At 72.8% G+C, this 25,720-nt stretch carries 21 protein-coding genes and 3 pseudogenes; 17 read left to right on the top strand and 7 right to left on the bottom strand.

Annotated elements, in window-relative coordinates; all coding sequences use genetic code 11:
• Both I5Q34_RS28375 and I5Q34_RS28370 read left to right on the top strand, forming a co-directional pair.
• Positions 1 to 524 (top strand): annotated as a pseudogene (locus tag I5Q34_RS28375) (tectonin domain-containing protein); the annotation flags it as partial.
• Positions 525 to 671: 147 nt separating this feature from the next.
• Positions 672 to 926 carry a DUF6332 family protein gene (locus I5Q34_RS28370; RefSeq protein ID WP_199895303.1) on the top strand — a complete coding sequence of 85 codons (255 nt, stop codon included), beginning with the start codon at positions 672 to 674 and terminating at the stop codon, positions 924 to 926.
• An 81-nt stretch (positions 927 to 1,007) separates the two neighbouring features.
• On the opposite strand, the gene I5Q34_RS28365 is transcribed toward I5Q34_RS28370, so the two are convergent.
• Positions 1,008 to 2,015, bottom strand: coding sequence for a DUF2278 family protein (locus I5Q34_RS28365; protein WP_199895302.1), 1,008 nt, complete (start codon positions 2,013 to 2,015; stop codon positions 1,008 to 1,010).
• 344 nt (positions 2,016 to 2,359) lie between these two features.
• Here I5Q34_RS28365 and I5Q34_RS28360 point away from each other — a divergent pair, with 344 nt between their 5' ends.
• Entirely contained in the window at positions 2,360 to 2,554 is a 195-nt protein-coding gene (locus tag I5Q34_RS28360) for a hypothetical protein (RefSeq protein ID WP_199895301.1), read from the top strand.
• A gap of 22 nt (positions 2,555 to 2,576) precedes the next feature.
• Here the strand turns inward: I5Q34_RS28360 and I5Q34_RS28355 are convergent, their stop codons facing one another.
• Complete coding sequence (locus tag I5Q34_RS28355; protein WP_199895300.1) at positions 2,577 to 2,930, bottom strand: hypothetical protein; 354 nt, start codon at positions 2,928 to 2,930, stop codon at positions 2,577 to 2,579.
• Positions 2,931 to 3,087: 157 nt separating this feature from the next.
• Positions 3,088 to 3,948, bottom strand: coding sequence for a LysR family transcriptional regulator (locus I5Q34_RS28350; RefSeq protein ID WP_199895299.1), 861 nt, complete (start codon positions 3,946 to 3,948; stop codon positions 3,088 to 3,090).
• 78 nt (positions 3,949 to 4,026) lie between these two features.
• Between I5Q34_RS28350 and I5Q34_RS28345 the strand changes: the two genes are divergently transcribed.
• Positions 4,027 to 4,896 (top strand): DMT family transporter, encoded by an 870-nt coding sequence (locus tag I5Q34_RS28345; protein WP_234429740.1) that lies wholly within the window; start codon positions 4,027 to 4,029, stop codon positions 4,894 to 4,896.
• Positions 4,897 to 5,054: 158 nt separating this feature from the next.
• Here the strand turns inward: I5Q34_RS28345 and I5Q34_RS28340 are convergent, their stop codons facing one another.
• Positions 5,055 to 5,450 carry a MerR family transcriptional regulator gene (locus I5Q34_RS28340; RefSeq protein WP_199895297.1) on the bottom strand — a complete coding sequence of 132 codons (396 nt, stop codon included), beginning with the start codon at positions 5,448 to 5,450 and terminating at the stop codon, positions 5,055 to 5,057.
• An 845-nt stretch (positions 5,451 to 6,295) separates the two neighbouring features.
• Between I5Q34_RS28340 and I5Q34_RS28335 the strand changes: the two genes are divergently transcribed.
• Together I5Q34_RS28335 and I5Q34_RS28330 are read left to right on the top strand one after the other, a co-directional pair.
• On the top strand, positions 6,296 to 8,131 hold the full coding sequence (locus I5Q34_RS28335) for a multicopper oxidase domain-containing protein (protein ID WP_234429674.1): 1,836 nt from the start codon (positions 6,296 to 6,298) through the stop codon (positions 8,129 to 8,131).
• Between the two features lie 99 nt (positions 8,132 to 8,230).
• Positions 8,231 to 9,625, top strand: a complete 1,395-nt coding sequence (locus I5Q34_RS28330; RefSeq protein WP_199895296.1) for a cytosine permease — start codon at positions 8,231 to 8,233, stop codon at positions 9,623 to 9,625.
• On the opposite strand, the gene I5Q34_RS28325 is transcribed toward I5Q34_RS28330, so the two are convergent.
• Positions 9,610 to 10,083, bottom strand: a complete 474-nt coding sequence (locus tag I5Q34_RS28325) for a VOC family protein (RefSeq protein ID WP_199895295.1) — start codon at positions 10,081 to 10,083, stop codon at positions 9,610 to 9,612. The two genes, I5Q34_RS28330 and I5Q34_RS28325, sit on opposite strands and share 16 nt — an antisense overlap.
• Before the next feature lie 604 nt (positions 10,084 to 10,687).
• Between I5Q34_RS28325 and I5Q34_RS28320 the strand changes: the two genes are divergently transcribed.
• The 4 genes and pseudogenes from I5Q34_RS28320 to I5Q34_RS28305 all read left to right on the top strand — a co-directional run.
• Positions 10,688 to 12,175 (top strand): amino acid permease, encoded by a 1,488-nt coding sequence (locus tag I5Q34_RS28320; protein WP_199895294.1) that lies wholly within the window; start codon positions 10,688 to 10,690, stop codon positions 12,173 to 12,175.
• 205 nt (positions 12,176 to 12,380) lie between these two features.
• Positions 12,381 to 13,790: a carotenoid oxygenase family protein gene (locus tag I5Q34_RS28315; protein WP_199895293.1), complete on the top strand. Its 1,410-nt coding sequence runs from the start codon at positions 12,381 to 12,383 to the stop codon at positions 13,788 to 13,790.
• Between the two features lie 350 nt (positions 13,791 to 14,140).
• Complete coding sequence (locus tag I5Q34_RS28310; protein WP_199896025.1) at positions 14,141 to 15,070, top strand: nitroreductase/quinone reductase family protein; 930 nt, start codon at positions 14,141 to 14,143, stop codon at positions 15,068 to 15,070.
• A gap of 286 nt (positions 15,071 to 15,356) precedes the next feature.
• A pseudogene (locus I5Q34_RS28305) lies at positions 15,357 to 15,521 on the top strand (lytic transglycosylase); the annotation flags it as partial.
• Between the two features lie 442 nt (positions 15,522 to 15,963).
• Here the strand turns inward: I5Q34_RS28305 and I5Q34_RS28300 are convergent.
• The gene (locus tag I5Q34_RS28300) at positions 15,964 to 18,264 is read right to left on the bottom strand and encodes a collagenase (protein ID WP_199895292.1); all 2,301 of its coding nucleotides are present in this window, start codon (positions 18,262 to 18,264) and stop codon (positions 15,964 to 15,966) included.
• 166 nt (positions 18,265 to 18,430) lie between these two features.
• On the opposite strand from I5Q34_RS28300, the gene I5Q34_RS28295 reads away from it, so the two are divergent.
• Positions 18,431 to 19,807, top strand: coding sequence for an aminopeptidase P family protein (locus I5Q34_RS28295; protein ID WP_374193068.1), 1,377 nt, complete (start codon positions 18,431 to 18,433; stop codon positions 19,805 to 19,807).
• A gap of 22 nt (positions 19,808 to 19,829) precedes the next feature.
• On the opposite strand, the gene I5Q34_RS28290 is transcribed toward I5Q34_RS28295, so the two are convergent.
• Positions 19,830 to 20,366, bottom strand: a complete 537-nt coding sequence (locus I5Q34_RS28290) for a hypothetical protein (RefSeq protein ID WP_199895291.1) — start codon at positions 20,364 to 20,366, stop codon at positions 19,830 to 19,832.
• Between the two features lie 209 nt (positions 20,367 to 20,575).
• Between I5Q34_RS28290 and I5Q34_RS28285 the strand changes: the two genes are divergently transcribed.
• The 6 genes and pseudogenes from I5Q34_RS28285 to I5Q34_RS28260 form a co-directional block, all read left to right on the top strand.
• Positions 20,576 to 21,760: an FAD-binding oxidoreductase gene (locus I5Q34_RS28285; protein ID WP_199895290.1), complete on the top strand. Its 1,185-nt coding sequence runs from the start codon at positions 20,576 to 20,578 to the stop codon at positions 21,758 to 21,760.
• The gene (locus I5Q34_RS28280; protein ID WP_199896024.1) at positions 21,747 to 22,040 is read left to right on the top strand and encodes a (2Fe-2S)-binding protein; all 294 of its coding nucleotides are present in this window, start codon (positions 21,747 to 21,749) and stop codon (positions 22,038 to 22,040) included. The genes I5Q34_RS28285 and I5Q34_RS28280 overlap by 14 nt, the downstream gene beginning before the upstream one ends.
• A complete protein-coding gene (locus I5Q34_RS28275) occupies positions 22,021 to 23,463 on the top strand; it encodes an NAD(P)/FAD-dependent oxidoreductase (RefSeq protein ID WP_199895289.1) in 1,443 nt (480 codons plus the stop codon). The genes I5Q34_RS28280 and I5Q34_RS28275 overlap by 20 nt, the downstream gene beginning before the upstream one ends.
• A 157-nt stretch (positions 23,464 to 23,620) precedes the next feature.
• Positions 23,621 to 24,529: a dihydrodipicolinate synthase family protein gene (locus I5Q34_RS28270; RefSeq protein ID WP_199895288.1), complete on the top strand. Its 909-nt coding sequence runs from the start codon at positions 23,621 to 23,623 to the stop codon at positions 24,527 to 24,529.
• A gap of 10 nt (positions 24,530 to 24,539) precedes the next feature.
• Positions 24,540 to 25,541 carry a proline racemase family protein gene (locus tag I5Q34_RS28265; protein WP_199895287.1) on the top strand — a complete coding sequence of 334 codons (1,002 nt, stop codon included), beginning with the start codon at positions 24,540 to 24,542 and terminating at the stop codon, positions 25,539 to 25,541.
• Positions 25,538 to 25,720: pseudogene (locus I5Q34_RS28260) on the top strand (aldehyde dehydrogenase); the annotation flags it as partial. The gene I5Q34_RS28265 and the pseudogene I5Q34_RS28260, both read left to right, overlap by 4 nt.

The raw sequence follows: 25,720 nt of genomic DNA, 5'->3' as shown, positions 1-25,720 counted from the left end.
TGGAGTTGTTCGGTACCGATAGCGGCGGGGGTGTGTTCCACCGGTGGCAGAGCTATGCCGGTGGTGGCTGGTCGGGCTGGGTGAAGTTCGACGGCGCCTTGACCCGGGTCGCCGCTCAGACCAATGCCGATGGCCGGCTGGAGTTGTTCGGTACCGATAGCGGCGGGGGCGTGTTCCACCGCTCGCAGACTTCCCCCGGTGGCGGGTGGTCGAGTTGGGAGAAGCTCGACGGCGGCCTTACGTCAATTGCCGCGGCTCGTAACGCGGATGGCCGTTTGGAGTTGTTCGGTACCGATAGCGGCGGGGGTGTGTTCCACCGGTGGCAGAGCTATGCCGGTGGTGGCTGGTCGGGCTGGGTGAAGTTCGACGGCGCCTTGACCCAGGTTGCCGCTCAGACCAATGCCGATGGGCGTGTGGAGCTGTTCGGCGTCGACCGCACCGGGGGCGTGTTCCACCGCTCGCAGATCTACGCCGGTGGCGGCTGGTCGAACTGGGACAAGTTCGACGGTGCGTTGAGGCCCTGACGAGGTCCCGGGTCGCGCTTCTCCGGCCGGGCCCACGCGTCCGGCCGGAGGAGTGCGGGCGTTGACAAGTACGTCCGATGCGCACCGACGAGGCCTTCTGAAGATGTGCACGGTCCGTCCGCCGCGGGGCTTGATCAGGATTCCCCCATGGCACGTGCGGGCGGCACCAGAAGTCAGCAGGACCGGGAAGCGGCGAACGTCGAGATCGTCTACGCGCTGCTGAGCGCCGCTTTCCTCGGGGCCGTGGTGTTCGGCGCGGTCGCCGGACCTGCGGCGGTCTGGGACCTGCCCGGCTGGGCCACCCGTTCCCTCGTGCTCGCCGGGGGCGCCGTCGCCGGCGTGCTGGCCGTGCTGCGCGTCGTCCACGTCCTGCGGCAGTACGAGAGGCACCGGCGGGGCTGACCCTTGCGTCAGCGGCCGTCGACGTTCTCGTCCACGGTCGCCGACTCCCTGTACGCGACAGGGATTTCTGACAGGGATTTCTCAGAAGGTGACCATCCACCCCTCGCCCCGGCGCTGCTGACCGGTGTAGGCGACGCCGTGGACCTTGAGGCCCCCGGGATCGAGCAGGGTCACCGTGCCACCGCTCTTGTCGAGGTGGAATCCGTCGCTGCCGGAGACGGTCGTGGTGTCCCCCGGAGCGAGGACCTGCGCCGGCAGGGAGAGCAAGCCGCCGTGCCCGTCGGTGAGTTGCCAGCCCGTCAGCTCGACGGGCTCGGGCGAGGCGTTGAGGAGGATGACGGCATCCGCCGGCAACGCCGCGGGGACGCTGTCGGTCCGCACACCCACGACCCGGAGCGGCGCGTCCCGGACGCCGGGGCGCACGGCCGGGGCGGGGAGGGCGTGGCCCGTGACATCGTCGGTGTGCCAGGCCTGCGACTGGAAGGCCAGGAAGATCGCCGTCCAGCGCGATTCGGCGGGAAGGTGGAAGAGGAGCGCGCCGTCCTGCCAGACTCCGTCGTCGCCCTTGAAGCGTCCGGAATTGCCCTGGTTCATATGGATGTCGTGGACGCCGTTCCCCGGCCGGAAGCCGAAGACCTTGTCGGGCCTCCCCTGCTCGGGGCCGAACCGCTGCCCGAAGGCGTAGACACCCGTCGTCGGGTCGGCGATGGCGCGCTGGACGTAGTGGTCCAGCAGGTCGGCGAGGTCGTTGTCCACACCGGGCAGATCGGGCGGCAGGGTGCGCATCGCCGCGGGCACGAACATGTTGCCGCGGATGAAGTCCAGGGCCGCCCCGCCCCGCTCCGAGGGCAGCGGTGTCCAGCCGCTGCCCGCAGGGGGGAGCAGAGAGGTCAAGGGGTGACGGAAGTCGTCATCGGCCAAGTAGAGCAGCTCCGACGGGGCCTGCTGGGACAGTACGTTGACCGCGGCCCGGTAGTCCGTACCGCTGTTGTCGACGAGATGGATCTGGTAATGCGGTGTGTCGGTGCTCCCCTCGCGACGGCGATCGACGGCGTGGCAGGCGAGGACGCCGTATCTGGCGATGGGCATGTCTGCCTCCGATGACGGTGGGGTCGGAAGTGCCCGGGTCGAGCCCGGCCCGGGCAGGTCGTGATCGTTGCGGTCCCCGGTACGCCGGATGCGCCGGCCGTACCGACCGCGGTGACGTTCACGGTGAGCCTCCGTCGAGAGGCTCCCGTTCCTGCGCTGCAGGCTCCTGTTCCTGCGCTACGCGCCCACCGTAACTCTTCGTCGCCGCGCCGGCGTCCGGGAGCGCGTCCGGTCAACCGCGACGCCTGTCCGTCCTGGCGAGGCCGCAGTCGCAGGTGCGGGGCGTCACCGGCGAGGTCGGCCTATTCGCGCCGGCGCTCGGAGGGTGAGGCGCCGGCGGCGGAGTGGACGCGGTCGCGCCCGGCCGCTTCATGGGCGACCGGGCGGCGCTCGACCGCTACAAGGCGCGCGTCGGCCTCTGCGTCGGTGACATCAAGGGCGCCAACCCGGCCGACCCCGAGGGCAAGCTCGGCCTCTACCCCGTCGACCAGAACGGCACGCAGGGCCGGCGCGTCCCGCCGGTCCCGGCGGTGATGTGACGCCACCGGGACCGGAGCCCGCTCAGCGGAACTCGTGGACCAGGTGGATCCCGCCGACGATGTGGGCGTTGAACTCCTCCAACTCCTCGGCCGGGACCCAGAGTTCGAGGATCGTCCGCCCGCCGGCCCGCCGAACGGGATAGCGGGCCAGGAAATCCGACTCGACCTCGAAACGGGTCACGAAACCGGCTCCGTCGTGCCGGACGTTCCAGTCCCGCGCGATCCTGATCGCGTAGTCCTCGTTGAGGACCGGGTAGAAGATCGGCTGCTCGGGCAGCCGGGGCGGCCAGGCGCGCCAGCCCGACTCGCGGACGAGGTCCAGCTCCTCGGGGCCGGTGGGCCGCCACAGGGTCGTCGTCGCTCGTCGGCCGGTCATGGGAATCACTCTCTGTCTACGGATCTACGGATCTACGGGTGCGGGTCTACGGGGCAGGTGGTGCGTGCGGCCTGCCAGGACGACGGATCCTACGGTCACCGCGCATGCCATGGCCACGGGAATTCCGCGCGGGCCGGCGCCGGTCAGAGGTGCGTTCTCAGCGTCCGGCCACCAATTCCCGGGCGAGGCGGACGAGTTCGGGGAGCGCCGGGTGGGCCGGTGTCCCGCGGCGCCAGGCCAGGAGCAGGGGCACCGGCGGGGCGTCGGTCAGCGTTCGGTAGACGATCGAGGGGTGCTCGTGCATGCGGGGCGTCGCCGACGTCGAGATGCCCACGGCGCGGCCCACGGCGATGGCGGTCAGCCATTCGTCGGTGTTGGCGACCTCGACCGTCCTCGTGGGGCGCGCGGCGGCGGGCCAGAGGTCCAGCGTGGTCGTGCCCGCCACCGTGTTCAGGGCGATCGGCCACGCCGCGAGGTCCGCGAGCGCGAGGGCGCCGCGGTCGGCGAGGTCGCTGCCGGCGGGCACCACCGCCACCCGCTCCTCCTCCAGCAGCAGCTCCGTGACGACCCCCGGCGCCGTCACGTCCCCGCGCAGCAGCGCGATGTCGACCTCGCCCCGGGTGAGCCCGGCCGTCCGGTCGTCGACGCGGCGCAGTTCGAGCGGCACGTCGGGGTGCTCCTCGTCCCAGCGGCGCAGCAACGGGATGGTGTGCTCGCCGAGCGCGGCCCAGGGATGTCCCAGGCGCAGGGGCAGGGCCGTCAGCGAGCGGGGGTCGAGGGCCGTGTCCACGGCGGCCAGCGCGGCGGCGGCCTTGTCGCGGAACACCCGCCCCGCCGCGGTGAGTTCCAGATGGTGCGTGGAGCGGTCGACCAGGCGTACGCCGAGATGGTCCTCGAGCCGGCGCAGCGTACGGGAGAGGGCGGGCTGGCCGGTGTGCAGCCGGGCCGCGGCGCGCGTGATCGTGCCCTCCTCGGCGATGGCGAGGAAGGCCCGCAGATGGCGCAGTTCCATGGTCATGCTCAGGAAGCATAACCGCTGTTCAACCGGCATTTCACAGGGAGTGGACGGCTTTCTAGCGTGGGGAGCATGACAAACATGACGTCCCCGGCGACAGCCACGGCGGTTCGCGACGTGCCCCGCGTCCCCGTCGGCGTCGGGCTGATGCTCGGCGGCACCCTCTCGGTGCAGTTCGGGTCCGCCGTCGCCGCATTGCTCTTCCCGCGCGCCGGGGCCCTCGGTGTGGTGGCCCTGCGGGTCACGATCGCGGCCGTGCTGCTGCTGGCGTTCTGCCGTCCCCGGCTGCGCGGCCACAGCCGTGCGGACCTGGCCGTCGTCGGTGCCTTCGGGCTCGCGCTCGGCGGCATGAACGTCCTCTTCTACCAGGCGATCGACCGGATACCGCTGGGTCCCGCGGTGACCCTGGAGGTCCTCGGGCCGCTCCTGCTGTCCGTCGTCGCCGCACGCCGGGCGGCGAGCCTGGTGTGGGCCGGGCTGGCGTTCGCCGGTGTCTTCCTGCTCGGGCGGGACGGCTTCGACGGGCTCGACCCGGCGGGCGCCGGGTTCGCGCTCGGCGCGGGAGCCCTGTGGGCGGCGTACATCGTCCTCAACTCCCGTGCCGGCAGCCGGTTCCCACGACTGGACGGGCTGGCCCTGGCGATGGCCGTGGCCGCGCTGGTGAGCCTGCCGCCGGGGATCGGCTCCGCGGGCACCGCCCTGCTCGAACCGGGGGTGCTGGGCCTCGGCCTGGCCGTGGCGCTGCTGTCCTCCGGGCTGCCGTACGCGCTGGAGCTGCTGGCCCTGCGCCGCCTGCCCCCGGCGACCTTCGCGGTGCTGACGAGCCTGTCCCCGGCGGTCGCGGCGCTGGCCGGGTTCCTGGTGCTGGGACAGACGCTGTCGGCCCTGCAGTGCCTGGCGATCGCCCTGGTGGTGGCGGCCGGGGCGGGGGCCGTGCGTACGGGGGAGTGAGGTCCGGCGTCACCTTCCCGGCTCGCGTCGCGCCACCGGGAGCGCGACCGGCCGGTCGGGCCGGGGGTCGCGGTATCCCCGCCTCCGCCCGTACCCGCCCCGGCATGCCCCGGGAGCCGAAGAAGGCGTTCCACGCGCTCGCGGACCGTCCAAGGCCTTCAAACAGCGGAGGCCGGAGCCCCCCGCGCCCGGCTCGTGACGTCCTCCGGCGCCGCGCCGATGACCTCGTCGAGGGCCGACCGGGAGGACTGGAGATCGGCGATCGCCCGCGTGATGCGGTCGCGTTCGCGCAGGAGGTCCGTGAGGAGGCCGGGGCAGGTGGGGACGAGACGGTCGTCCTCGTCGCGCAGGCACGGGAGGATCGTGGCGATCGTGGCCGTGTTGAGGCCGGCGGCCAGCAGGCTGCGGATGCGGCGGACTGCGGGGACGTCGGCCTCGGCGTACTCGCGGTAGCCGCTGGGGCGGCGCCCGGGACTGAGCAGGCCCTGGGCCTCGTAGTAGCGCAGGAGCCGTTCGTGGACGCCGGTCCTGCGGGAGAGTTCGCCGATCCGCACAGTGCGCTCCTTGCAGCAGTTGACTCCGACACGGGTGTCGGACTCTAGCGCCGGCCGCAGGGGAAAGCACACCGCTCAGCTCGCGGCCCTGACCGCGAGCGTCTTCGTCGTCGGCGCCGCCGAAGTACCTGATCGCCGGCCTGCTGCCGCAGGCCGGCCCGGACCTCGACGTGTCGTCCGGCACGGCCGGACAGGCCGTGACCGCCTATGCCCTCGGCGTCGTCGTCGGCCCGGCCGCGACCGCGCTGACCGTCCGCCTGTCCCGCAAGGGCCTGGCCCTCGCGCTGATGCTGCTGTTCGCCGCGGGAAGCGCGATCTGCGCGCCGGCCCCGCCGTCCGGGCACTGCCGCCGGTCCTCCGGCACGCCGGAGCGGCCCCGACGTCGGCCGCGCCGGTCAACGTCGGCGCGGCCGCCGGACCGGCGCTCGGCGGCGCCATCGTCACCTCCAGGCGCACTGCGCCGGCCCGGCCGGAGCCGCGCTGAGCCTGGCCGGCCCGGCCCCTCGCCTGCCTGGTCCTGCCCCGCACCCGACCCGCCACCGCCCTCGCCTCCTGAGCGGACCGGCGCGAAACGATCCTCCGATCCGTCGACTACCGGCCATTCATGGCCGGAACGTGTCCCCGGGCCCGCGCCGGACGGCACCCGCGCGCGGCGCTTCGCCGAGGGAGTCACCGCAGGCCGGAGGGTCGTCCCGCGGCTCGGTACCAAGTGGCCGAAACGCCAAGGTACTTGGCAGGGCCAGGATTCCGGCATCAACCGCACGCGGTTGGCAAGTGGTCCCACCGGACAGAAAACTGCCGCCGCAGCCCGTCCGCGGCACGGAGCACACCAACGGGGGTCGGACTTGTCGGACACCACCGGAACCACCGTCGCCGAAGAGCCCCGCACACCCGAGGACGCGCCCACGCCCTACCTCGATCCCCTCCCGGTCCCGCCCGTCATCCGGGCCGGCGGGCAGAGCGACGGCACCGGGCTGGAGATCGAACTGCGCGAGGCCCTCGCGTGCGTGCACAGCGAGCTGCCCCCGACCACGGTCTGGGGCTACGAAGGACAGGTCCCGGGCCCCACCATCGAGGTGCGGCGCGACGAACGGATCCGCATCTCCTGGCGGAACGGCATCGCGGGCACCATGCCCGTCACGGCCGTGGAGGTGCCGTTCGTCCCCGGGCCGGGCGCGGTGCAGGCCAGCACCCGGCCCGGCCGGGAGGGCGCCGCGCCGGTCAAGGCGGTCGCGGACCTGCCCGCGTGGACCGTCACCCATGTGCACGGCGCGGTCACCGGTGGCGGCAACGACGGCTGGGCGGAGAACGCCGTCGTGTACGGCGACGCGCAGCTCTCCGAGTACCCCAACGCCCACCGCGCGACGGCCTGGTGGTACCACGACCACGCCATGAACATCACCCGGTGGAACGTCTTCGCCGGACTCCTCGGGATGTACCTGGTCCGCGACGCGGAGGAGGACGCGCTGGGCCTGCCGTCCGGCGCGTACGAGATCCCGCTGATCGTCGCCGACCGCAACTTCGACACCGACGAGGACGGCCGCCTCACCGGCGACCTGCTGCACAAGACGCTGGACCTGGGGCCGGACCCGGAAACCGGCAAGCACGTGACCTTCGCGTTCACCGGACCGTACACGCTGGTCAACGGCGTGCTGTGGCCGCACCTGGACGTCGGGGCGCGCTGGTACCGCTTCCGGCTGCTCAACGCCTCCAACGCCCGGACCTACAACCTGGTGCTGCTCGACGAGCACGACCGCGTCGTCTCCGGCGCCGTCCACCAGATCGGCTCGGACGGCGGACTCCTGCCCCGCCCCGTCGCCCTCGACTTCGGCCCCGGCCGGCCGCAGTTGACGGTCGCACCCGCCGAACGCATGGACCTCCTCGTCGACTTCCGCGCCCTGCGCGGGACGAAGGCACGGCTGGTCAACGTGGCCACCGCACCGCCCGGCCAGGCCGATCCGCCCAACGACCTGCCCTTCCCGCAAGTGATGGAGTTCCGCGTGGGGGAGGAGCCCAGGGACGACCCGTTCGAACTCCCCGCGGTGCTCTCGCCCTCCTTCCGGCGGATCGCGGTCAAGAAGCACCACCGGCACCGGCTCGTCGTCATCACCGAGCCCGGCACGACGGGCGGCGGCGGACACCCCGAGCTCTGGGAGATGCAGGAGGTCCCGAACGGCTCCGTGTCCGTCCCCTCCGACGGCGTCATCCAGCTCACCGGCCAGGACGGCACGACCCGCACCTACCGGCGCGCCGCGCGCACCTTCGACGACACCCTCGGCTTCAAGGCGTCCCACGGCGACCTGGAGGTGTGGAACCTGCTGAACATCAGCCGGTTCACCCACCCCCTCCACGTCCACCTGGCCGACTTCCAGCTGCTGGAGCGGCAGCCCGTCGACAGCGGCGGCTTCGACCTCGCGCTCGGCGGCACCCGCACGCCCGTCGTGCCCGACACCACCCGGCCGGTGCCCGTGGCGCCCAACGAACAGGGCTGGAAGGACGTGTTCCGGGTACCGGGCCATCAGATGGTCACCGTGGCAGGGCGGTTCACGGGCGCGTACGGGCGGTTCATGTACCACTGCCACCTGCTGGAGCACGAGGACATGGGCATGATGCGGCCGTTCGTCGTCATGCCGCCGGAGGTGATGGTGTTCGACCATCACATGCCGGACCACGACCACTGAACACCGCTCCGGCGCCGAACGGCCCCCTGGCCCAGCAGTGTTGACCTCGGAATTCCCGCGTGTCACATTCTGCGCACCGTCCCCGAGCCAGGGAGCGCCATGAGACCCGACCCGCTCGTCGAGCACCGGACCATCGAGGTCATCCCCGACGACGAACGGCACGGCTCCCCGCGCGGCCAGTTCACCCTGTGGTTCGGTGCCACGACGCAGATCACGGCGATCGTCGACGGCGCGCTGGCCGTCGTCGCCGGGGCGGACGCGCTCTGGGCGATCCCCGCGCTGCTTCTGGGCAACGTGCTGGGCGGCATCGTCATGGCCCTGCACGCGGCCCAGGGGCCGCGGCTGGGACTACCGCAAATGATCTCCAGCCGGGCACAGTTCGGGGTGTACGGCGCCGTGCTGCCGCTCGTCCTCGTCGTCCTGATGTACCTGGGCTTCGCGGCCACCGGCAGCGTCCTGGCCGGCCAGGCGGCCGACAGGCTGCTGCACCTGGGCGGCACCACCGCCGGCATCCTGGTCTTCGGCGCGCTGACCGCCGTCGTCGCCGTGACCGGGTACCGGGTCATCCACCTCGTGGGCCGGATCGCCACCGTGGCGAGCACGGCCGGCCTCGGCTACCTCATGATCGCCCTCTTCGTCCGCCACGACGTGGCCGGGCACGTGGGGGAGAAGCCCTTCGACGCCGCCACGTTCCTGCTGGCCGTCGCCCTCGGTGCGGGCTGGCAGCTGACCTTCGGACCGTACGTGGCCGACTACTCGCGTTACCTGCCCCGGCGCACCGGTGCGCGGGCGACCTTCTGGTCCGCCTTCACCGGCAGCGTCCTCGGCTCGCAGTGGGCGATGACCCTGGGTGCCCTGATCGCCGCGGTCGCCGGTGACGCCTTCCTGGCCGACCAGGTCGGCTTCGTCGGCGAGCTGGCCGGGCCGGCGGCCGCGGCCCTCCCCGTCTATCTCGTGATCGTGGTGGGCAAGCTGACCGTGAACTGCCTCAACGCCTACGGCGGCTTCATGTCGCTGCTGACCACCGTCACCGCGTTCACCGGCCGCCCGTCCCTCGGCCCCGCCGCCCGCGCCGCGTACATCACGGGGTTCACCGCCGTCTCCGTGCTCATCGCCACCGTGGCGAGCGCGGACTTCCTCGACCACTTCAAGAGCTTCGTGCTGCTGCTCCTGACCGTGTTCACGCCGTGGAGCGCGATCAACCTCATCGACTACTACGTGATCTCCCGGGAACGGGTGGACGTCCCCGCGCTCCACGACCCCGACGGCCGCTACGGGCGGTGGAACGTCATGGCGCTGTCCTGCTACGTCCTGGGGGTGCTCGCGCAGGTCCCGTTCCTGGCCCAGAAGCTCTGCACCGGGCCGGTGGCCGAGCGGCTCGGCGGTACGGACGTCTCCTGGATCGTCGGGCTCGTCGTCACCGGTGTCGTCTACCACGCGTGGGCCCGGCGCTCGGCCCGGCCGCCCGCGGCCGCCGGCTACTCCGCCCCGTAGGCGTCCTCCACCGCCCGCACATCGATCTTCGTCATCTGCAGCATGGCCTTCATCACCCGGTCCGACTTCGCGGGGTCGGGATCGCTCAGCAGGTCGGTGAGGGTCCTGGGGATGATCTGCCAGGAGAGGCCGTAGCGGTCCTTGAGCCAGCCGCAGGGCCCCTCCTCGCCGTCGGCGCCGAGCTTCGCCCACAGCTCGTCCACCTCCTCCTGTGTCGTGCAGTCGACGTAGAGGGAGACGGCCTCGTTGAAGATGAACTGCGGTCCGCCGTTGAGCGCGATGAACTGCTGCCCGGCGAGCTCGAAGGTGACCGTCATGACCGTCCCCGGCTCTCCCGGGCCCGCCTCCCCGTAGCGCTGTACATCGACGATGCGCGAGTCCGGGAAGAGGGAGGTGTAGTGCTCGGCGGCCTCCTCGGCCTGGCTGTCGAACCACAGGAACGGGGTGATCTTCTGCATGGCGCGCTCTCCTGACGCTCGCCTGACAATCCGGACCAAGCGGCGGAAGCCGCCGCCCATCGGGGCTCATCGGACGTGGCCCGGCGCTACTCTGCCCGCGCCCCCGCGCGCCCACGCGTGCGCGTCACCCGAACGGCCCCGGGCGGTCCCGGACGGCGAATGTGAGGTGGGTCATTCTCCGGCCGGAATGATGTGAAAAGGTTTTTCCATTCGGCGTCCGGTCGACTTCCGGAAAAATGTTTTCATCCCGGATGGGCGGGGCCGGCGGACCTTTGGTCGCGCTGTGTAGTCGATCGGTGAGGGTTCGTGCGGATGACCTGCGATCTTCCCAACCGGAGGTCACTTAGCGTGAGTCTTTGAAAATGTCAATTTCCCCTCAAAGTCTTGACGACATCATGAAACTCCTTTCACTATTCCGATCAGGACTTGTCAGATACCGCGGGTAAGTCCTCCCCCCACTTCCGTACGACCAGAGATCACTCCTTCCCGCTCACACCTTCCGACCCAGGACGACCGGCGCCGCCGGGCGTGCCGAGTGCCGGGCGCCGTCCCCCGCGGGGACCCACCGCCCGGTCCTGCCCCCACCAACGAAGGCAAGACATTCATGAGTGACCGCACTCTCACCGCGGCCGACACCGCGACCGACGTGTCGGCCCCGGCCACGGCGCCCGCCCACGTGGACGCCGGCGACGCGGGCTACAGCAAGGACCTCAAGTCCCGCCACATCAACATGATCGCGATCGGCGGAGCCATCGGCACCGGCCTCTTCCTCGGAGCCGGCGGCCGCCTCGCCAACGCGGGACCCTCCCTCTTCATCGCCTACGCGGTGTGCGGCATCTTCGCCTTCTTCGTCGTGCGCGCCCTCGGCGAGCTCGTCCTGTACCGCCCGTCCTCCGGAGCGTTCGTCTCCTACGCCCGTGAGTTCATGGGGGAGAAGGGCGCCTTCACCGCGGGCTGGCTCTACTTCCTGAACTGGGCCACCACCGGCATCGCCGACATCACGGCCGTCGCCACTTACACCCACTACTGGGGCATGTTCAGCGACATCCCGCAGTGGGTCCTGGCGCTCATCGCCCTCGCGGTCGTCCTCACCGTGAACCTCATCTCGGTGAAGTACTTCGGCGAGATGGAGTTCTGGTTCGCGATCATCAAGGTCGGCGCGCTCGTCGCCTTCATGGCCATCGGCATCTTCCTGCTGGCGAGCCGGCACGACGTCGGCGGCAGCACCCCGGGTCTGAACAACATCCTCGACAACGGCGGCGTCTTCCCCGCCGGTGTGATGCCGATGCTGCTCGTCATCCAGGGCGTCGTCTTCGCCTACGCCTCCGTCGAGCTGTGCGGTGTCGCCGCGGGCGAGACGAAGAACCCCGAGAAGATCATGCCGAAGGCGATCAACTCGATCATGTGGCGCGTCGGCCTGTTCTACGTCGGCTCGGTCGTCCTCCTCGCGCTGCTGCTGCCGTACAACGCCTTCACCGGCGGCGAGAGCCCCTTCGTCACCGTCCTGTCCAAGATCGGCGTCCCGTACGCGGCCGGCGTGATGAACCTCGTGGTCCTCACCGCGGCGCTCTCCAGCCTCAACTCCGGCCTCTACTCCACCGGACGCATCCTGCGCTCGATGGCCATGTCGGGCTCCGCGCCGAAGTTCACCGGCCGCATGAACAAGGGCCAGGTGCCCTACGGCGGCATCCTGCTCACCGCGTTCTTCTGCGTGCTGGGCGTCGCCCTGAACTTCGTCGTCCCCGAGAACGCCTTCGAGATCGTGCTGAACTTCGCCGCCATCGGCATCATCGGCACCTGGGGCATGATCATGCTCTGCTCGCTGCTGTTCTGGCGCAGCGCCAAGCAGGGCCGGGTCACCCGCCCCAGCTACAAGCTCCCCTTCGCCCCCTACACCCAGATCATCACGCTGGTCTTCCTGGCCGGGGTGCTGGGCCTGATGGCGGCCGAGGAAGGCGCCAGCCGGGACACCATCCTGTGCCTGCCGCTGATCGCGGCGGCCCTGGTCGGCGGCTGGTTCCTCGTCCGCGGCCGCGTCGAGCGCACGCGCCGCGAGGCGGAGCTCCAGCGGGCGGGCGGCTCGGAGGGCTGATCCCCTCCCGTCCGGTCCACGACGGTGCCGCGGTCCCTCCCACGAGGGGCCGCGGCACCGTCGTCTTACGCGTGGGGGGCCGGGTACACCCGCGCACCGGGGGCCCGCACCAGGAACGAGCGGGTGTCCAGCCCTCCTCCCACCGCCGCCCGCGACGTGAAGACTCGTGCCGTCAGCAAGCACCACCCGCGACGGAGGCACCGACATGTCCGACCACCCGCGCCCGAACGCCGGCCGATTCCCCTTCCTGGAAGGCGCGTTCACCCCGGTCACCGAGGAACTGACCGCCTTCGGCCTGCCCGTGACCGGGCGCATACCCGAGGGACTGAACGGGCGCTACCTCCGGACCGGGCCCAACGCCCTGGGACTCGAGGACCCGCGCGCCCACCACTGGATGCTCGGCGCCGGCATGGTGCACGGAGTGCGCCTGCGCGACGGGCGGGCCGAGTGGTACCGCAACCGCTGGGTGCGCTCGCACGAAGTGGCGAAGGAACTCGGCGAGGCCCGCCCGGGACCGGTGCCCGCCGACGACTTCGCCTGCAACACCCACGTGATCCCCTACAAGGGCAACGTCCTCGCCCTCCAGGAGGGCGGCCCCCTCCCGTACGCGCTCGACGAGGAACTCGGCACGCTCGGCCCCCACGACTTCGGCGGCACGCTGGAGGGCACGTTCACCGCGCACACCAAGTACGACGCCCACGCGGACGAACTGCACGCCATCACCTACCACCCGCGCTGGGACCACGTCCGCCACCTCGTCCTGGACGGCACCGGCCGGGTCGCCCGCACCACGCGGATCCCCGCGGCGGACAGCCCCGTCATGCACGACTTCGCCCTCACCGAGCGGTACGTCGTCGTCCTCGACATGCCGGTCACCTTCGACCCCGTCGCGGCGGAGGCGGGCGCCCGCGTGCCCTTCGGCTGGAACGGACGGCACCCGGCGCGCGTGGGGGTGCTGCCCCGGGCGGGCGGACCGGTGCGGTGGTTCGAGGTGGAGCCGGTGTACTACTCGCACACGCTCAACGCCCACGACGACGGGACGTCCGTCGTCGTCGACCTCACCACCTTCCCGGCCGGCTTCGCCGTCGCGGGCCGGGGGACGGGCGGGCCCGCCTCCTTGGGCACCCCGGCGCTCGAACGCTGGACCATCGACCTCGACCGGGGGACCGTCCGCAGGCAGTGCCTCGACGACCGGCCGCAGGAGTTCCCCCGCATCCGCGAGGACCTGGTCTCGCGGCAGCACCGGTACGCCTACACGGCCTCGGCCGCCGAGCTGTGGGAGGCGTACCTGCCGGCCGACGGCGTCCCGGCGGACCGGCCCCTCTCCAACGCCCTCGTCAAGCACGACCTCGCGCACGGCACCACGCAGGTGCACCACTTCCCGCGCGGCGCCGCCGCCGGCGAGGCCGTCTTCGTCCCGGCCGACCCCTCGGACCCGGCGGCGGCCGAGGACGACGGCTACGCCCTCGCCTATGTGCACAACCCGGAACGCGGCGCGGCCGACCTCGTGATCCTCTCTGCCCAGGACTTCACGGGCGAACCCGTGGCCCGGGTGCACCTGCCGGGACGCGTTCCGCTGGGGCTGCACGGGAGTTGGGTCCCCGACGCCCACTGAGACGAGATGACCGGGTGTCAACTCGGGGTTGACAGGCGGAGTGTGAGCACCTTCAATGTTGCCCGTGCAGCGCGGTGCCGGCCAAAGAGAACTGGCCCGGCCGGCAACCGAGCGGGCACCTTTCACAGAAGGACCGAGCCGATGAGTTCACACTCCGCCTCCTTCGTCATCTGACGTCAGCACGCAGTCCCCTGCCCCGCCGCCGCGCGTTCCGACGCGCCGCGCCGTGACGTCCGTTCCGTACGTCAGCACTCCGGGCACGAGGGACGCGTGCGCCTCACGACACCCACCCTTTACCGCGTACGCCGCGGAACCCCGAGCTCTCACCGGAGACTTCACGCCGTATGTCCCTGCCCAATTCCTTCAACCAGCCCGTCATCGAGGAGTTCCGAGCCAACGGAGGCAAGGTCGGAGGGCCCTTCGAGGGCGGCGACCTCCTCCTGCTGACCACCACCGGCGCCAGGACGGGGAAGGAACACACCACCCCGCTCGGCTGCCTCCGCGACGGCGACCTGCTGTTCGTCGTCGCCTCCGCCGGCGGGTCCGACCGGCACCCCGCCTGGTACCACAACCTGCTCGCCCGCCCCGCCGTGCGCGTCGAGCACGGCACCGAGACGTTCCACGCGGTCGCCGTGCCCGCCGAGGGCGCGCGCCGCGACGAGCTCTTCGAGCTCGCGGTGCGCACGGCGCCGGGCTACCGCGACTACCAGGAGGGGACGAGCCGGATCCTGCCGGTCGTGATGCTGGAACGCGCCGGGGCGGGCGAAGAGGAGGAGCCCCGCCCGGCCCGCAACCTCGCCGACAAGCTCCTGGAGGTGCACACCTGGCTGCGGGGCCAGCTGCGCCACGTCCGCGCCGGGACCGACGCCCACTTCGCGGCCCTCACCGCACACCGGGGGCCCGGCGCGCCGCCCGCGCCGGGGCTGGGGCTGCAGATCCGCCAGCACTGCCTGGCCTTCTGCCAGTCCCTGGAGTTCCACCACGCAGGCGAGGACGCCCACCTCTTCCCCGCGCTCGCCGCGCAGCACCCCGAGCTGCGCGGCGCCCTGGACCGCCTTCGGGCCGAGCACCGTACGGTCGCCCGCCTCCAGGGCGAGCTGGCCGCCCTGCTCGCGGACCTGGCGACGGCCGACCCCCGGCGCTTCCGCGCCGAGCTCACCCGGCTGTCGGAGGAGCTGACCGCCCACCTCGACTACGAGGAGGAATCGCTCCTCCCGGCGCTCGCCGCGATCCCGTTCCCGCCGGGTCGGAACCCCGCCGAAAGTGATGCCGCCGCGTAGCGGCCGGTCATCACGGAGTGAGAAAGCAGGCGCCCGCTTGTGAGGACGGGCATAGGGCGTACATCACTTACTGCGCCGCTTAGTGATGTACGGTCGCCTGCGCACGGGATTTCCCCCGGGTGGTGGGGCGCGTGAACGGTGCCCGGTAGTAGGTCACATTGATTGTCAGGAGATTTCCGGGCCGCTAACAATTGCCGGGTCGTTGGGCGCCGCAGGATCGCGGCGCTCGTTTCGTGCCGGGTTTCCGGTGCGGTGCGGCTCCGCTATCGGGAAGGTTTCTTCTTGTGTCCCGTCGAAGGGTCTGCTGCAGATCATCGACCCGACGTTCAAGGCCTTCCACGTGGACGGCACGTCCTGGGACATCTACGACCCGGTGGCCAACATCGTCGCGTCCTGCAACTACGCCGCCAAGACCTACGGCTCCATGGACAACGTCAACTCCGCCTACTGATCAACTTCAGTCGAGGCTCCTCCACGCGGCCGCCGCCCGGTACTCCCGGGCGGCGGCCGCGTTTCGTCGTCTCCCCGTCGTCCCCGGCGCCACCGGCAACGCCGTGCGGGCCGGGGCGTCGGGGTTTGCCCCAGTCCCGCCCTTTCACCGTTTCCGCAGGGGCCGCGCCCCTTCGTAACCCGCGGGCGGGGGCTCCGCCCCCTGCACCCCCGAAGCGCCCTTCGGGCGCTGTCCTCAATCGCCGGACGGGCTGATTCAGCCCGTCCGGCGATTGAGGACGAACGCGGCGCAGCCGCGTTGCGGGGCCGAGGGGCGCGGCCCCGGAAGAAACGGTGAAAGGGCGGGGAGGGGCACCCAACCCGCGCGGAGCGCGGTATCGGGCCAGGGCGCTTCGCCCCGGATCCGGGCATGCCGTCCCGCAAGCGCCGGCACCCGCGCCGCGTCAGCTCCGCAACGGCCCCTCACAGGAATAATCCGCACTGCCGGCAGTCCCGTCGGACCAGATCTCGACCGGGCCGAAGTGGCAGTTCATGTCCGCCAGGTTGGTGGACGCGGGACGCGCCCGCTCCAGGATGAAGGAGTCGACCGTGCGCGACATGTCCCGGAACACCCGGTCCGCGTCACCGGACGCTTCGAGACGGGCGGTGATCCGCCCGGTGCAGACGAAGCGCCGCATCGCCCGGTCGGGTCCCTCGGCACAGGACGGGGTCAGGTACGTCGCGCCGGTGAAGGACGCGCGGACGGCCTCGGCGGAGGCGTCGCGCAGCCGGTCGTTGGGGGTGAAGTCCGTGCTGGGCACGTGGAGCCCGTCCACCTGGGCGATCTGCCGGTCCAGGAAGGCGTCGTAGGCGCGCTGGAGCGAGGCGTCGCGGCCCGTCCGGTCGCGCCAGGCGTCGAAGCCCTTCGGGTCGTTCGCCCGCAGCAGGCCGTACATCTCGCGCAGCAGCGAGGGGCGTTCGGTCCACAGGAACTCGAAGAACGTGCCCGCGTAGTCGTAGAAGCGGAAGCCGTCGCCCGCGTACGTGGCGTGCAGCAGCCGTTCCACGCTCATCCGCGGCCCGCCGCCCGAGGTGTCCCGGATGACGCCCTTGACCAGGGACTTGCGGACCTTGACGCCCTCCTCCCGGGTGGACCCGGCGAAGAACTCGGCCGTGCCCTCGTCCATCGCGGTGGTGCGGTCGCCCTCGTACCAGGGACCCTCGCCGAACAGACCCGGCACCGCCCAGCGGCCGTTGAGGTAGTGGGTGTACTCGTGGCGGAAGAGCTCCTCCAGGGTGAGCGAGGAGTCCTGGGGGACGCGCCGCTGGTAGGTGTAGAAGGTGGCGCCGTCCTCGATGTACATGCCGCCGTTCTCCGTGGACAGCCCGGTCAGCACGGTCTGGAACGCCACGTAGTGCGCGCGGGAGTCGTAAAGGACGACGTGCAGGGCGGAGTTGGTGTCCTCCGGCAGCGGCCGGTCGGTGCCCAGCACGCGGAAGAAGTGCTCCTTGACCTGCTTGCTCGCGTAGTAGAGCCGGTCCACGGTCGTCCGGTCCAGCGCGGTGCGGACCGTGATGCCGCCGCCGTCGTAGGCGTAGGTGTGCGGGAACAGCCGCTGTTCCAGGTCGGGTTTGCACACATGGTGGGCGGAACACGCCTCGTAGGCGATCAGCCAGGCCGCCGCCTTGGCCCAGGGGTCGCCCAGGGCGCCGAAGTTGGCCTCGGTGACGGGCAGCAGCGCCCCGAGCCCGGAGACGGTCTCCGCGCGCAGCTCCGCCACCTCGCCGAAGCGGCCGTACTCACCGATCGCGTCGCGCACCACCCACTCGTTGGGCGTGCCCTTGAGATGGGTGTAGTCGGCGAACTTCCGGAAGGTGTCCCGGTACGCGGAGTCGCGCGCGGCCACGGTCCGGAAGGCGGTGTCGTTGTTGCCGGGGTAGAGGCCCAGGTAGTTGACGGACAGTCCGGCGAGCGCGGCGCCCGCCCAGGACGGGTCCTTGAAGGTGGAGGTGTGGTACGGGTCCATGGTGGCCAGCACCTTGCGGATCAGCGGGAGTTGGGACTGGCGGAGCCCCTGGCCGCTGCCCGCGTAGAGCGCCTCGCGCAGGCTCTCGGCGTTGACGCGCGTCACGTCGAAGCTGTGCGCCGCCGTCCCGAAGGCGTTGATCGCCCGGCGCATCGCCTCAGTGGTCGCCGGGTCGGTGACGTCGATCTCCGAGTGGGAGAAGTCCTGGTAGACCACGGCGTGGAGGTAGGTGAGCATCTCCAGCAGGTGGGTGCCGTCGCGGCCGTCGTGCGCGGGGGACAGGGCGGATACGCGCCGGGAGACGGCCTGGACGTGGGCCCGGGACATGACGGGCGCGAGCCGTGCGTCCCAGGTCCAGACGAGCCCGCGCAGACAGCCGTCGGCGGTGACGGCCGGGTCGGCGAGGAAGTCGGCGAACCGCTCGGGTCCGAGGCCGGTCACGCCGTCGAGGGTGCAGGGCGCGGTGGCCGGCCGCCCGAGGTCCTCCGGCGGGACGGCGGGGGGACGCGGACCCGGTATGCGGCCCTCGGGCAGCCCGCCGGGGGCCGGTACCGGCGTCTTCCCGGCCTTCGGGGCCCGGGCCAGGTGCGGCACTTCGTCGTGGGGGCGGCGGTCGGTGGTGGGGACGGAGAGCGACGGGGCCGCCGCCGCTTCGGTGAGCAGGTTCGCCGGAGCGAGGAGCGCCGCGGCGGCCACGGCCGCGAGCAGCGAGCGGTGAACGGATCTGAATCGGGACACGAGGTCTCCAGAGTGGGGGGAACGTCGGACAACGTCCGTGTCATAGGGGCCACTTGGGCCGGACGGCGCGGAGGCGCCGTGCGAGGAGTACCGTAGTAATGTGACATTGCACTGACAAGGCGTCTGCAACTCCTTTACGAATCGGCGAACGAGGGGACGAGTGCCGATGACCCGTCAGGAACCCCGGATCCCGCGGACCGCGAGTCACGACCTGCCGCCCTCCGCCGAACTCCGCTCGGCCATGACGCAGGGCTGGGCCACGGCCGCCGCCGACCACCAACCACCCCTGCCCGACGGCGACATGAGCAGCACTCGACGGGCCAGGCTCTCCGCCCGCTTCCCCGGCGAACGCCTGGTGATCCCCGCCGGGGACACCGCCGTCCGCTCCAACGACTGCGACCACCGCTTCCGCCCGCACAGCGCGTACGCCTGGCTCACCGGGCTCACGGGCGAGGAACAGGCGGGCCACGTCCTCGTCCTGGAACCCTCGGGACCCGCCGGTCACGAAGCCGTCCTCCTCGTCCACCCGCGCCCGCCGCGGCGGGCGGACGAGGCGGGGGAGTTCTACCGCGACCGTCGCCACGGCGAGTTCTGGGTCGGCCGCCGGGCCGACCCCGCCGAGACGGAGGAACTGACCGGCATCCGCTGCGTCCCCCTGGACGGCCGCGAGAACTCCGCCCCCGGCCGCGACGCCTCCCGTGACGCGGAACTCGCCACCGTTCTCAGTGAGTTGCGGCTGGTCAAGGACGCCTGGGAGATTGATCAGCTCCAACGGGCCGTGGACCACACGACGGCCGGATTCGAGGACGTCGTCCACGCCCTGCCCCGCGCCCTCGCCCACCCGCGCGGCGAGCGCTGGATCGAGGGCGTCTTCGCCCTGCGCGCCCGCGCCGAGGGCAACGGCACGGGCTACGAGACCGTCGCCGCCTCGGGAGCGCACGCCTGCGTCCTGCACTGGACCCGCAACGACGGCCGGCTCGACCCCCGCGACCTGCTCCTCCTGGACGCCGGAGTGGAGACCGACTCCCTCCACACCGCCGACATCACCCGCACGCTGCCGCTGTCCGGACGCTTCTCCCCGGTGCAGCGCCGCGTGTACGAACTGGTGCTCGCCGCCCAGGACGCCGGCATCGCCGCGCTCGAACCCGGCGCCGCCTTCCGCGACTTCCACCGCGCGGCGATGCGCGTCATCGCCGAGGGCCTCGCCGACTGGGGCGTACTGCCCCACCCGCGCGGCGACCTCCACCGGCGGTACACCCTGTGCGGCAGCGGGCACATGCTCGGCCTCGACGTGCACGACTGCGCCCGGGCCCGGGCGACGGCCTACACGGAGGGCGTGCTGGAGGAGGGGATGGTGCTCACGGTCGAGCCGGGGCTGTACTTCCAGCCGGACGACACGACCCTGCCCGCCGAACTGCGGGGCATTGGGGTGCGGATCGAGGACGACCTCGTCGTCACGGCGGACGGGGCACGGTTGCTGTCGGGGGGCGCTGCCGCGCACGGCGGACGCGATCGAGGAGTGGATGGGCGGCCGGTGAGGTGAACGGCCGGCCGCCCGGGGCGGGTTACCGCTTGGGCTGGGCCGGGCCGTCGCTCCGGTGCAGCCACAGGGTCGCGCCCGGGTCCACGTAGGGGGCCCGGGCGCGGGTGGTGTCGTGTCCGCACCGCAGGCTGACGGTCGTCGGGCCCGTACCGGAGAAGGCGCCCTGGGCGGCGACCGTGGCCGCGTAGACCCCGCTGCCCGCGCCCGTGGCGGCGTTGCCGATCATGCTGGTCGCTCCGCCGACGACGGTCTCGCCCGCGTAGAGCGTGCAGCGGGTGTAGTCGCTCGGTTCCCAGCTGACCAGCGTCGCGTTGGAGGACAGCACCCACGAACCGGCGGGCACCGTCTCCGAGATCACCGTCGTGGGCGCCCCGCCCGTGGCGCTGAGCAACACCGCGGACGAGGTCTGTCTGACGACGTCCTGCGAGGTCGTGAGGTGCGGTTCGGCCACGACGGACCTGCCGGCCGGGCCCGCCGAGGCGGACGAGGCCGTCAGGAGGCTGCCGGCCACGAGGCCGCCGATGCCCAGCACTGTCATCAGCCGGGAGGACTTCTTCATCGTTTCTGTTCCCTTCGCTCGGAGCGGATGCGTGCCGTACGTGTCGTGTTCGCTGTGTGCGCCACGATGCTGGGGCGGAGGGTGGGGGGACAGGGAGAGTTCGGCCGATCGCCGGAGGGCGACAATTCGTGCCCGAAGCATCGAACTCGTCGTGAGGCCGGGGGACTTCACCTCGGCCAACCCCTTGGCACCGGACAGTGCCATGTGAAATGGTACCGGCCGTGTCCCTGAGAAACCCTCCGGACGTCATCGTCGTCGGCGCGGGAGCGGTCGGCGCGGCCTGCGCCTATCACGCGAGCCGGGCCGGCCTCTCCGTCACCGTCGTCGACCGCGGACCCGTCGCGGGCGGTACCACCGGAGCCGGCGAGGGCAACCTCCTGGTCTCCGACAAAGAACCCGGACCGGAACTCGAACTCGCCCTCCTGTCCGCACAGTTATGGCGCGAACTCGCGGACGGGCTGCCGCCGGACATCGAGTACGAGCCGAAGGGCGGTCTCGTCGTCGCCGGCGACGAGGACCGCCTGGGCGCCCTCCGCGCCCTCGCGGCCGCCCAGTCCGCGGCCGGGGTGGAGGCGCACGACGTGTCGCCCGCCGCCCTGCGCGACCTGGAGCCGCACCTCGCCCCCGGCCGGGCCGGCGCCGTCCTCTACCCGCAGGACGCCCAGGTCATGCCCGCCCTCGCCGCGGCCCGCCTGCTGCGGGCCTCCGGCGCCGTCCTGCGGCTCGGCGAGGAGGTCACCGGCCTGCTCACCACGGCGGCGGGACGCGTCCGGGGCGTCCGCACCGTACGGGACGACCTCCACGCCCCGTACGTGGTCAACGCGGCCGGGGCCCGGGCCGGTTCGCTCGCCGCCACCGCCGGCGCCGGGCTCCCGGTGCAGCCCCGGCGCGGCTTCGTCCTCGTCACCGAGCCGCTGCCGCGCGTCGTCCGGCACAAGGTGTACACCGCCGACTACGTCGCCGACGTGGCCGGCGACACGGCCGGGCTGCGCACCTCCGCCGTGGTCGAGGGCACCGCCGCCGGGCCCGTCCTCATCGGCGCCAGCCGCGAACTGACGGGCTTCGACCGCACGTTGTCGGTCGCGGCCCTGCGCCGCCTCGCGGCCGGGGCCGTCGCCCTGTTCCCCGTCCTGGCCGGGGTCCGCGCCCTGCGCGCCTACGCCGGCTTCCGCCCGTACCTCCCCGACCACCTGCCCGCCATCGGCCCCGACCCCCGCGCCCCCGGCCTCGTCCACGCCTGCGGCCACGAGGGCGCGGGCATCGGCCTCGCCCCCGCGACCGGCCTGCTCGTCGCCCGCACCCTGACCGGCGGCGAACTGCCCGGCTGGGCAGGCGCGTTCCGGCCCGGGCGCTTCGCCGCCGCCCCGAAGGAGGTCCGCCCTGAACCGCGTTGAGCCCCCCGCCCCGTTCACCGTCACCCTGGACGGCCGCCCCCTGCCCGCCCGGCCCGGCCAGTCCCTCGCCGCCGCCCTCCGGGCCGCGGGCGTCCTCACCTGGCGCACCACCCGCATGGGTGGTGCCCCGCGCGGAGCCTTCTGCGGCATCGGCCACTGCCACGAGTGCCTCGCCACCGTCAACGGACGCCCCAACCGCCGGCTGTGCCTGCTGCCCGCCCGCCCCGGCGACGCCGTCACCACCCAGGAGGGGACCGGCCGTGCCGAACTCGCCGTCTGACCTCCGCGACCTCGATCCATCGTCCGGCATCCGCGACCTCGCCGTCGTCGGCGCCGGACCGGCCGGACTGTCCGCCGCCGCGACCGCGGCCCGGCTCGGCCTCACCGTCACCCTGCTCGACTCCGCCCCCCGCCCCGGCGGACAGATCTGGCGCCGTCCCGCGCCCGGACTGCGCGCCGCGCCCCGGCGACCGGCCGCCCTCGCCCGACTGGGCCAACCCCACGCCCTCGTCCGCCACTTGCCCCTCCACCACGTCTGGAGCGCCGTCCGCGAGGAACCGGACCTGTGGGCCGTGCACGCCGTCACCGGTGACGACGCGGACGGCGAACGGCCCGTACGCGTCACCGCCCGGGCCCTGCTCCTCGCCACCGGCGCCCACGAACGCCACCTCCCCTTCCCCGGCTGGACCCTGCCCGGAGTCGTCGGCGCGGGCGGGGCCCAGGCCATGCTCAAGGGCCAACTCGTCCTGCCCGGACGGCGCGTGGTCGTAGCCGGCAGCGGACCCCTGCTGCTCGCCGTGGCCACCTCGCTGGCCGCAGCCGGCGTCCGGGTGCCCGCCGTCGTCGAGGCGTCCGGCTACCTCGGCTACGCCCGCCGGCCCGGTGCCCTCGCCGCCGACCCCCGCAAACTCGCCGAGGGCGCCCGGCACGCCGCCGCCCTCCTGCGCCACCGCGTCCCGCTGCGCACCCGCAGCGCGGTCACCGCCGCGCACGGCACCGACCGCGTCGAGGCCGTCACCGTCACCCGGCTCGACGACAACTGGCGTCCATTGCCCGGCACTTCGCGAAGTATCCGCTGCGACGCCCTCGCCGTCGGGCACGGACTCGTCCCGCAGACCGACCTCGCCACCACCCTCGGCTGTGCCGCCCGCCGCACCGCCGACGGCACCTTCGCCCTCGTCCTGGACGACGACCTGGAGACCACCGTGCGCGGCGTCTGGGCGGCGGGCGAGAGCGCCGGTGTCGGGGGAGAGCGCGTCGCCCTCGCCGAGGGCGAACTCGCCGCCCGCGCCGTCGCCCGGCGCCTGCGCGGCGGCCCGGCCGTCACCCCCGCCCTGCGCCGCCGCCGTGCCCGGCTGCGCGCCTTCGCCGACGCGATGACCGCCGTCCACGCCCCCGGCCCCGGCTGGGCCGGCTGGCTCACCGACGCCACCGAGGTGTGCCGCTGCGAGGAGGTCACCGCCGGGCGCGTCCGCGAGGCCGTGCGCGACCTCGGGGCCCGCGACGCGCGCACCGTGAAACTGCTCACCCGGGCGGGCATGGGCTGGTGCCAGGGCCGCACCTGCGGGCAGGCCGTCGCCCGGCTCGCCGCCCCCGACGGCCTGCCCACCGCCCCCGAACGCCGCCCGCTCGCCGTCCCCGTCACGCTCGGGACGCTCGCGGCCCTCGACGACGGCATTCCAGCGAAAGACGGCACCCGGTGAAGACGGCACCCGGTGAAGACGGCACCCGGTGAAGACGGCACCCGGTGAAGACGGCACCCGGTGAAGACAGCACCCGGTGAAGACAGCACCCAGTGAAGACAGCACCCAGTGAAAGACGGCGCCCAATGAAAGACCGCGCCCGATGAAAGGAACCGGCATGAGCACCAACTCCTGGAGCAGCCACCACCCTTGGCGGGGCGTCATGGTCGCCACCGCCCTCCCGCTCCGCGACGACCTGTCCGTCGACCTCGACGCCTACGCCGCCCACGTGCGCCACCTCCTCGACCACGGCTGCGACGGCGTCGTCCCCAACGGCTCGCTGGGGGAGTACCAGTCCCTCACCGCCGACGAACGCGCCCGCGTGGTGCGCACCGCCGTCGAGGCGGCCGGCGACGGCGCCCGGGTGATGCCCGGCGTCTCCGCGTACGGCGGCACCGAGGCCCGCCGCTGGGCCGAGCACGCCGCCGAGGCCGGCTGCGGCTCCGTCCTGCTGCTGCCGCCCACCGCCTACCGGGCCGACGACCGCGCGGTACTCGCCCACTACGCCGAGGTCGCCGCCGCCGGACTGCCCGTCGTCGCCTACAACAACCCCACCGACACCCGCACCGACCTCACCCCCGGCCTGCTGGCGCGACTGTACGACGCCGGGCACATCGCCGCCGTCAAGGACTTCAGCGGCGACGTCCGCCGCGCCTGGGAACTCGCCGAACTGGCCCCCGGTCTCGACCTGTTGGCCGGCGCCGACGACGTCCTGCTCGAACTGGCCGTCGCCGGCGCGAAGGGCTGGACAGCCGGGTACGCCAACGCCTTCCCCGCCGACTGCGCCGCGCTCTACCGCGCGGCGGCCGCCGGCGACCTGGAGACGGCCCGGCCGCTGTACGCCGCGCTGCACCCGCTGCTGCGCTGGGACTCGCGCACCGAGTTCGTCCAGGCGATCAAGCTGTCCATGGACATCGCCGGCCGGCCCGGCGGCCCCGTCCGGCCCCCGCGCCTCCCGCTCACCGCCGACGCCGAGTCCGCCGTGCGCGCCGCCACCGAGAAGGCCGTCGCCGACGGCCGCCGCTGAACGGGGACCCATGCGCACCCGCCACGTCCTGCACGCCGTCGACTCCCACACCGAGGGCATGCCCACCCGCGTCGTCACCGGCGGCGTCGGCACGATCCCCGGCGCCACCATGGCCGAACGCCGGCTCCACTTCATCGAGCACCTCGACCACCTGCGCACCCTGCTCATGTACGAACCGCGCGGCCACGCGGCCATGAGCGGGGCGATCCTGCAGCCGCCCACCCGGCCCGACGCCGACTGGGGCGTCCTGTACATCGAGGTCTCCGGAGTCCTCCCGATGTGCGGGCACGGCACCATCGGCGTCGCCACCGTCCTCGTCGAGACCGGCATGGTGCCCGTCACCGAACCCGTCACCACCGTCCGCCTCGACACCCCCGCCGGACTCGTCGCCGTGGACGTCCGCGTCGAGGACGGCGCCGCCCGCGACGCCACCTTCACCAACGTCCCCGCCTACTGCGCCGCGCTCGACCGCACCGTCGAGGTGCCCGGCCACGGCACCGTCCCCTACGACCTCGCCTACGGCGGCAACTTCTACGCCTTCGTCGAACTCGACGCCCTCGGGCTGCCGTTCGACCGTGAGCACAAGGGCGAACTGCTGGCCGCCGGACTCGCCGTCATGGACGCGATCAACGCCGCCGACCGGCCCGTCCACCCCGAACGGCCCGAGATCAACGGTCTCAAGCACGTCCACCTGACCGCCCCCGGCTCCGACGCGCGCCACTCGCGGCACGCGATGGCCATCCATCCCGGCTGGTTCGACCGCTCCCCGTGCGGCACCGGCACCTCCGCCCGCATGGCCCAGCTCCACGCCCGCCAACTGCTGCCGCTCGGGCGGGACTTCGTCAACGAGTCCTTCACCGGCACCCGCTTCACCGGCCGCCTCGTCGCCGAGACGACGGCCGGCGGCCTGCCCGCCGTCGTCCCCACCGTCACCGGACGCGCCTGGATCACCGCCACCGCCCAGTACCTCCTCGATCCGGACGACCCCTTCCCCGGAGGCTTCCTGCTGTGACCACCGTCGTCTCCCGCAACCCGGCCGATCCGCGCGAGGTCGTCGTCTCGACGGCGGCCGCCGGGGCCGCCGCCACCGCCCGCGCCGTGGACGGCGCCCGCACCGCCCAGGCCGCCTGGGCCACGGGCGGCGCGGGGCCCCGGTTCCCCGCGGGGGGGAAGGCCGCCGCCCAGGTCGCC

It is taken from the genome of Streptomyces sp. AV19, from assembly GCF_015999245.1.
Taxonomy (GTDB): Bacteria; Actinomycetota; Actinomycetes; order Streptomycetales; family Streptomycetaceae; genus Streptomyces.
Note: the sequence above shows the minus strand (reverse complement) of the source record. Positions and strands in the feature narration are given on the sequence as shown.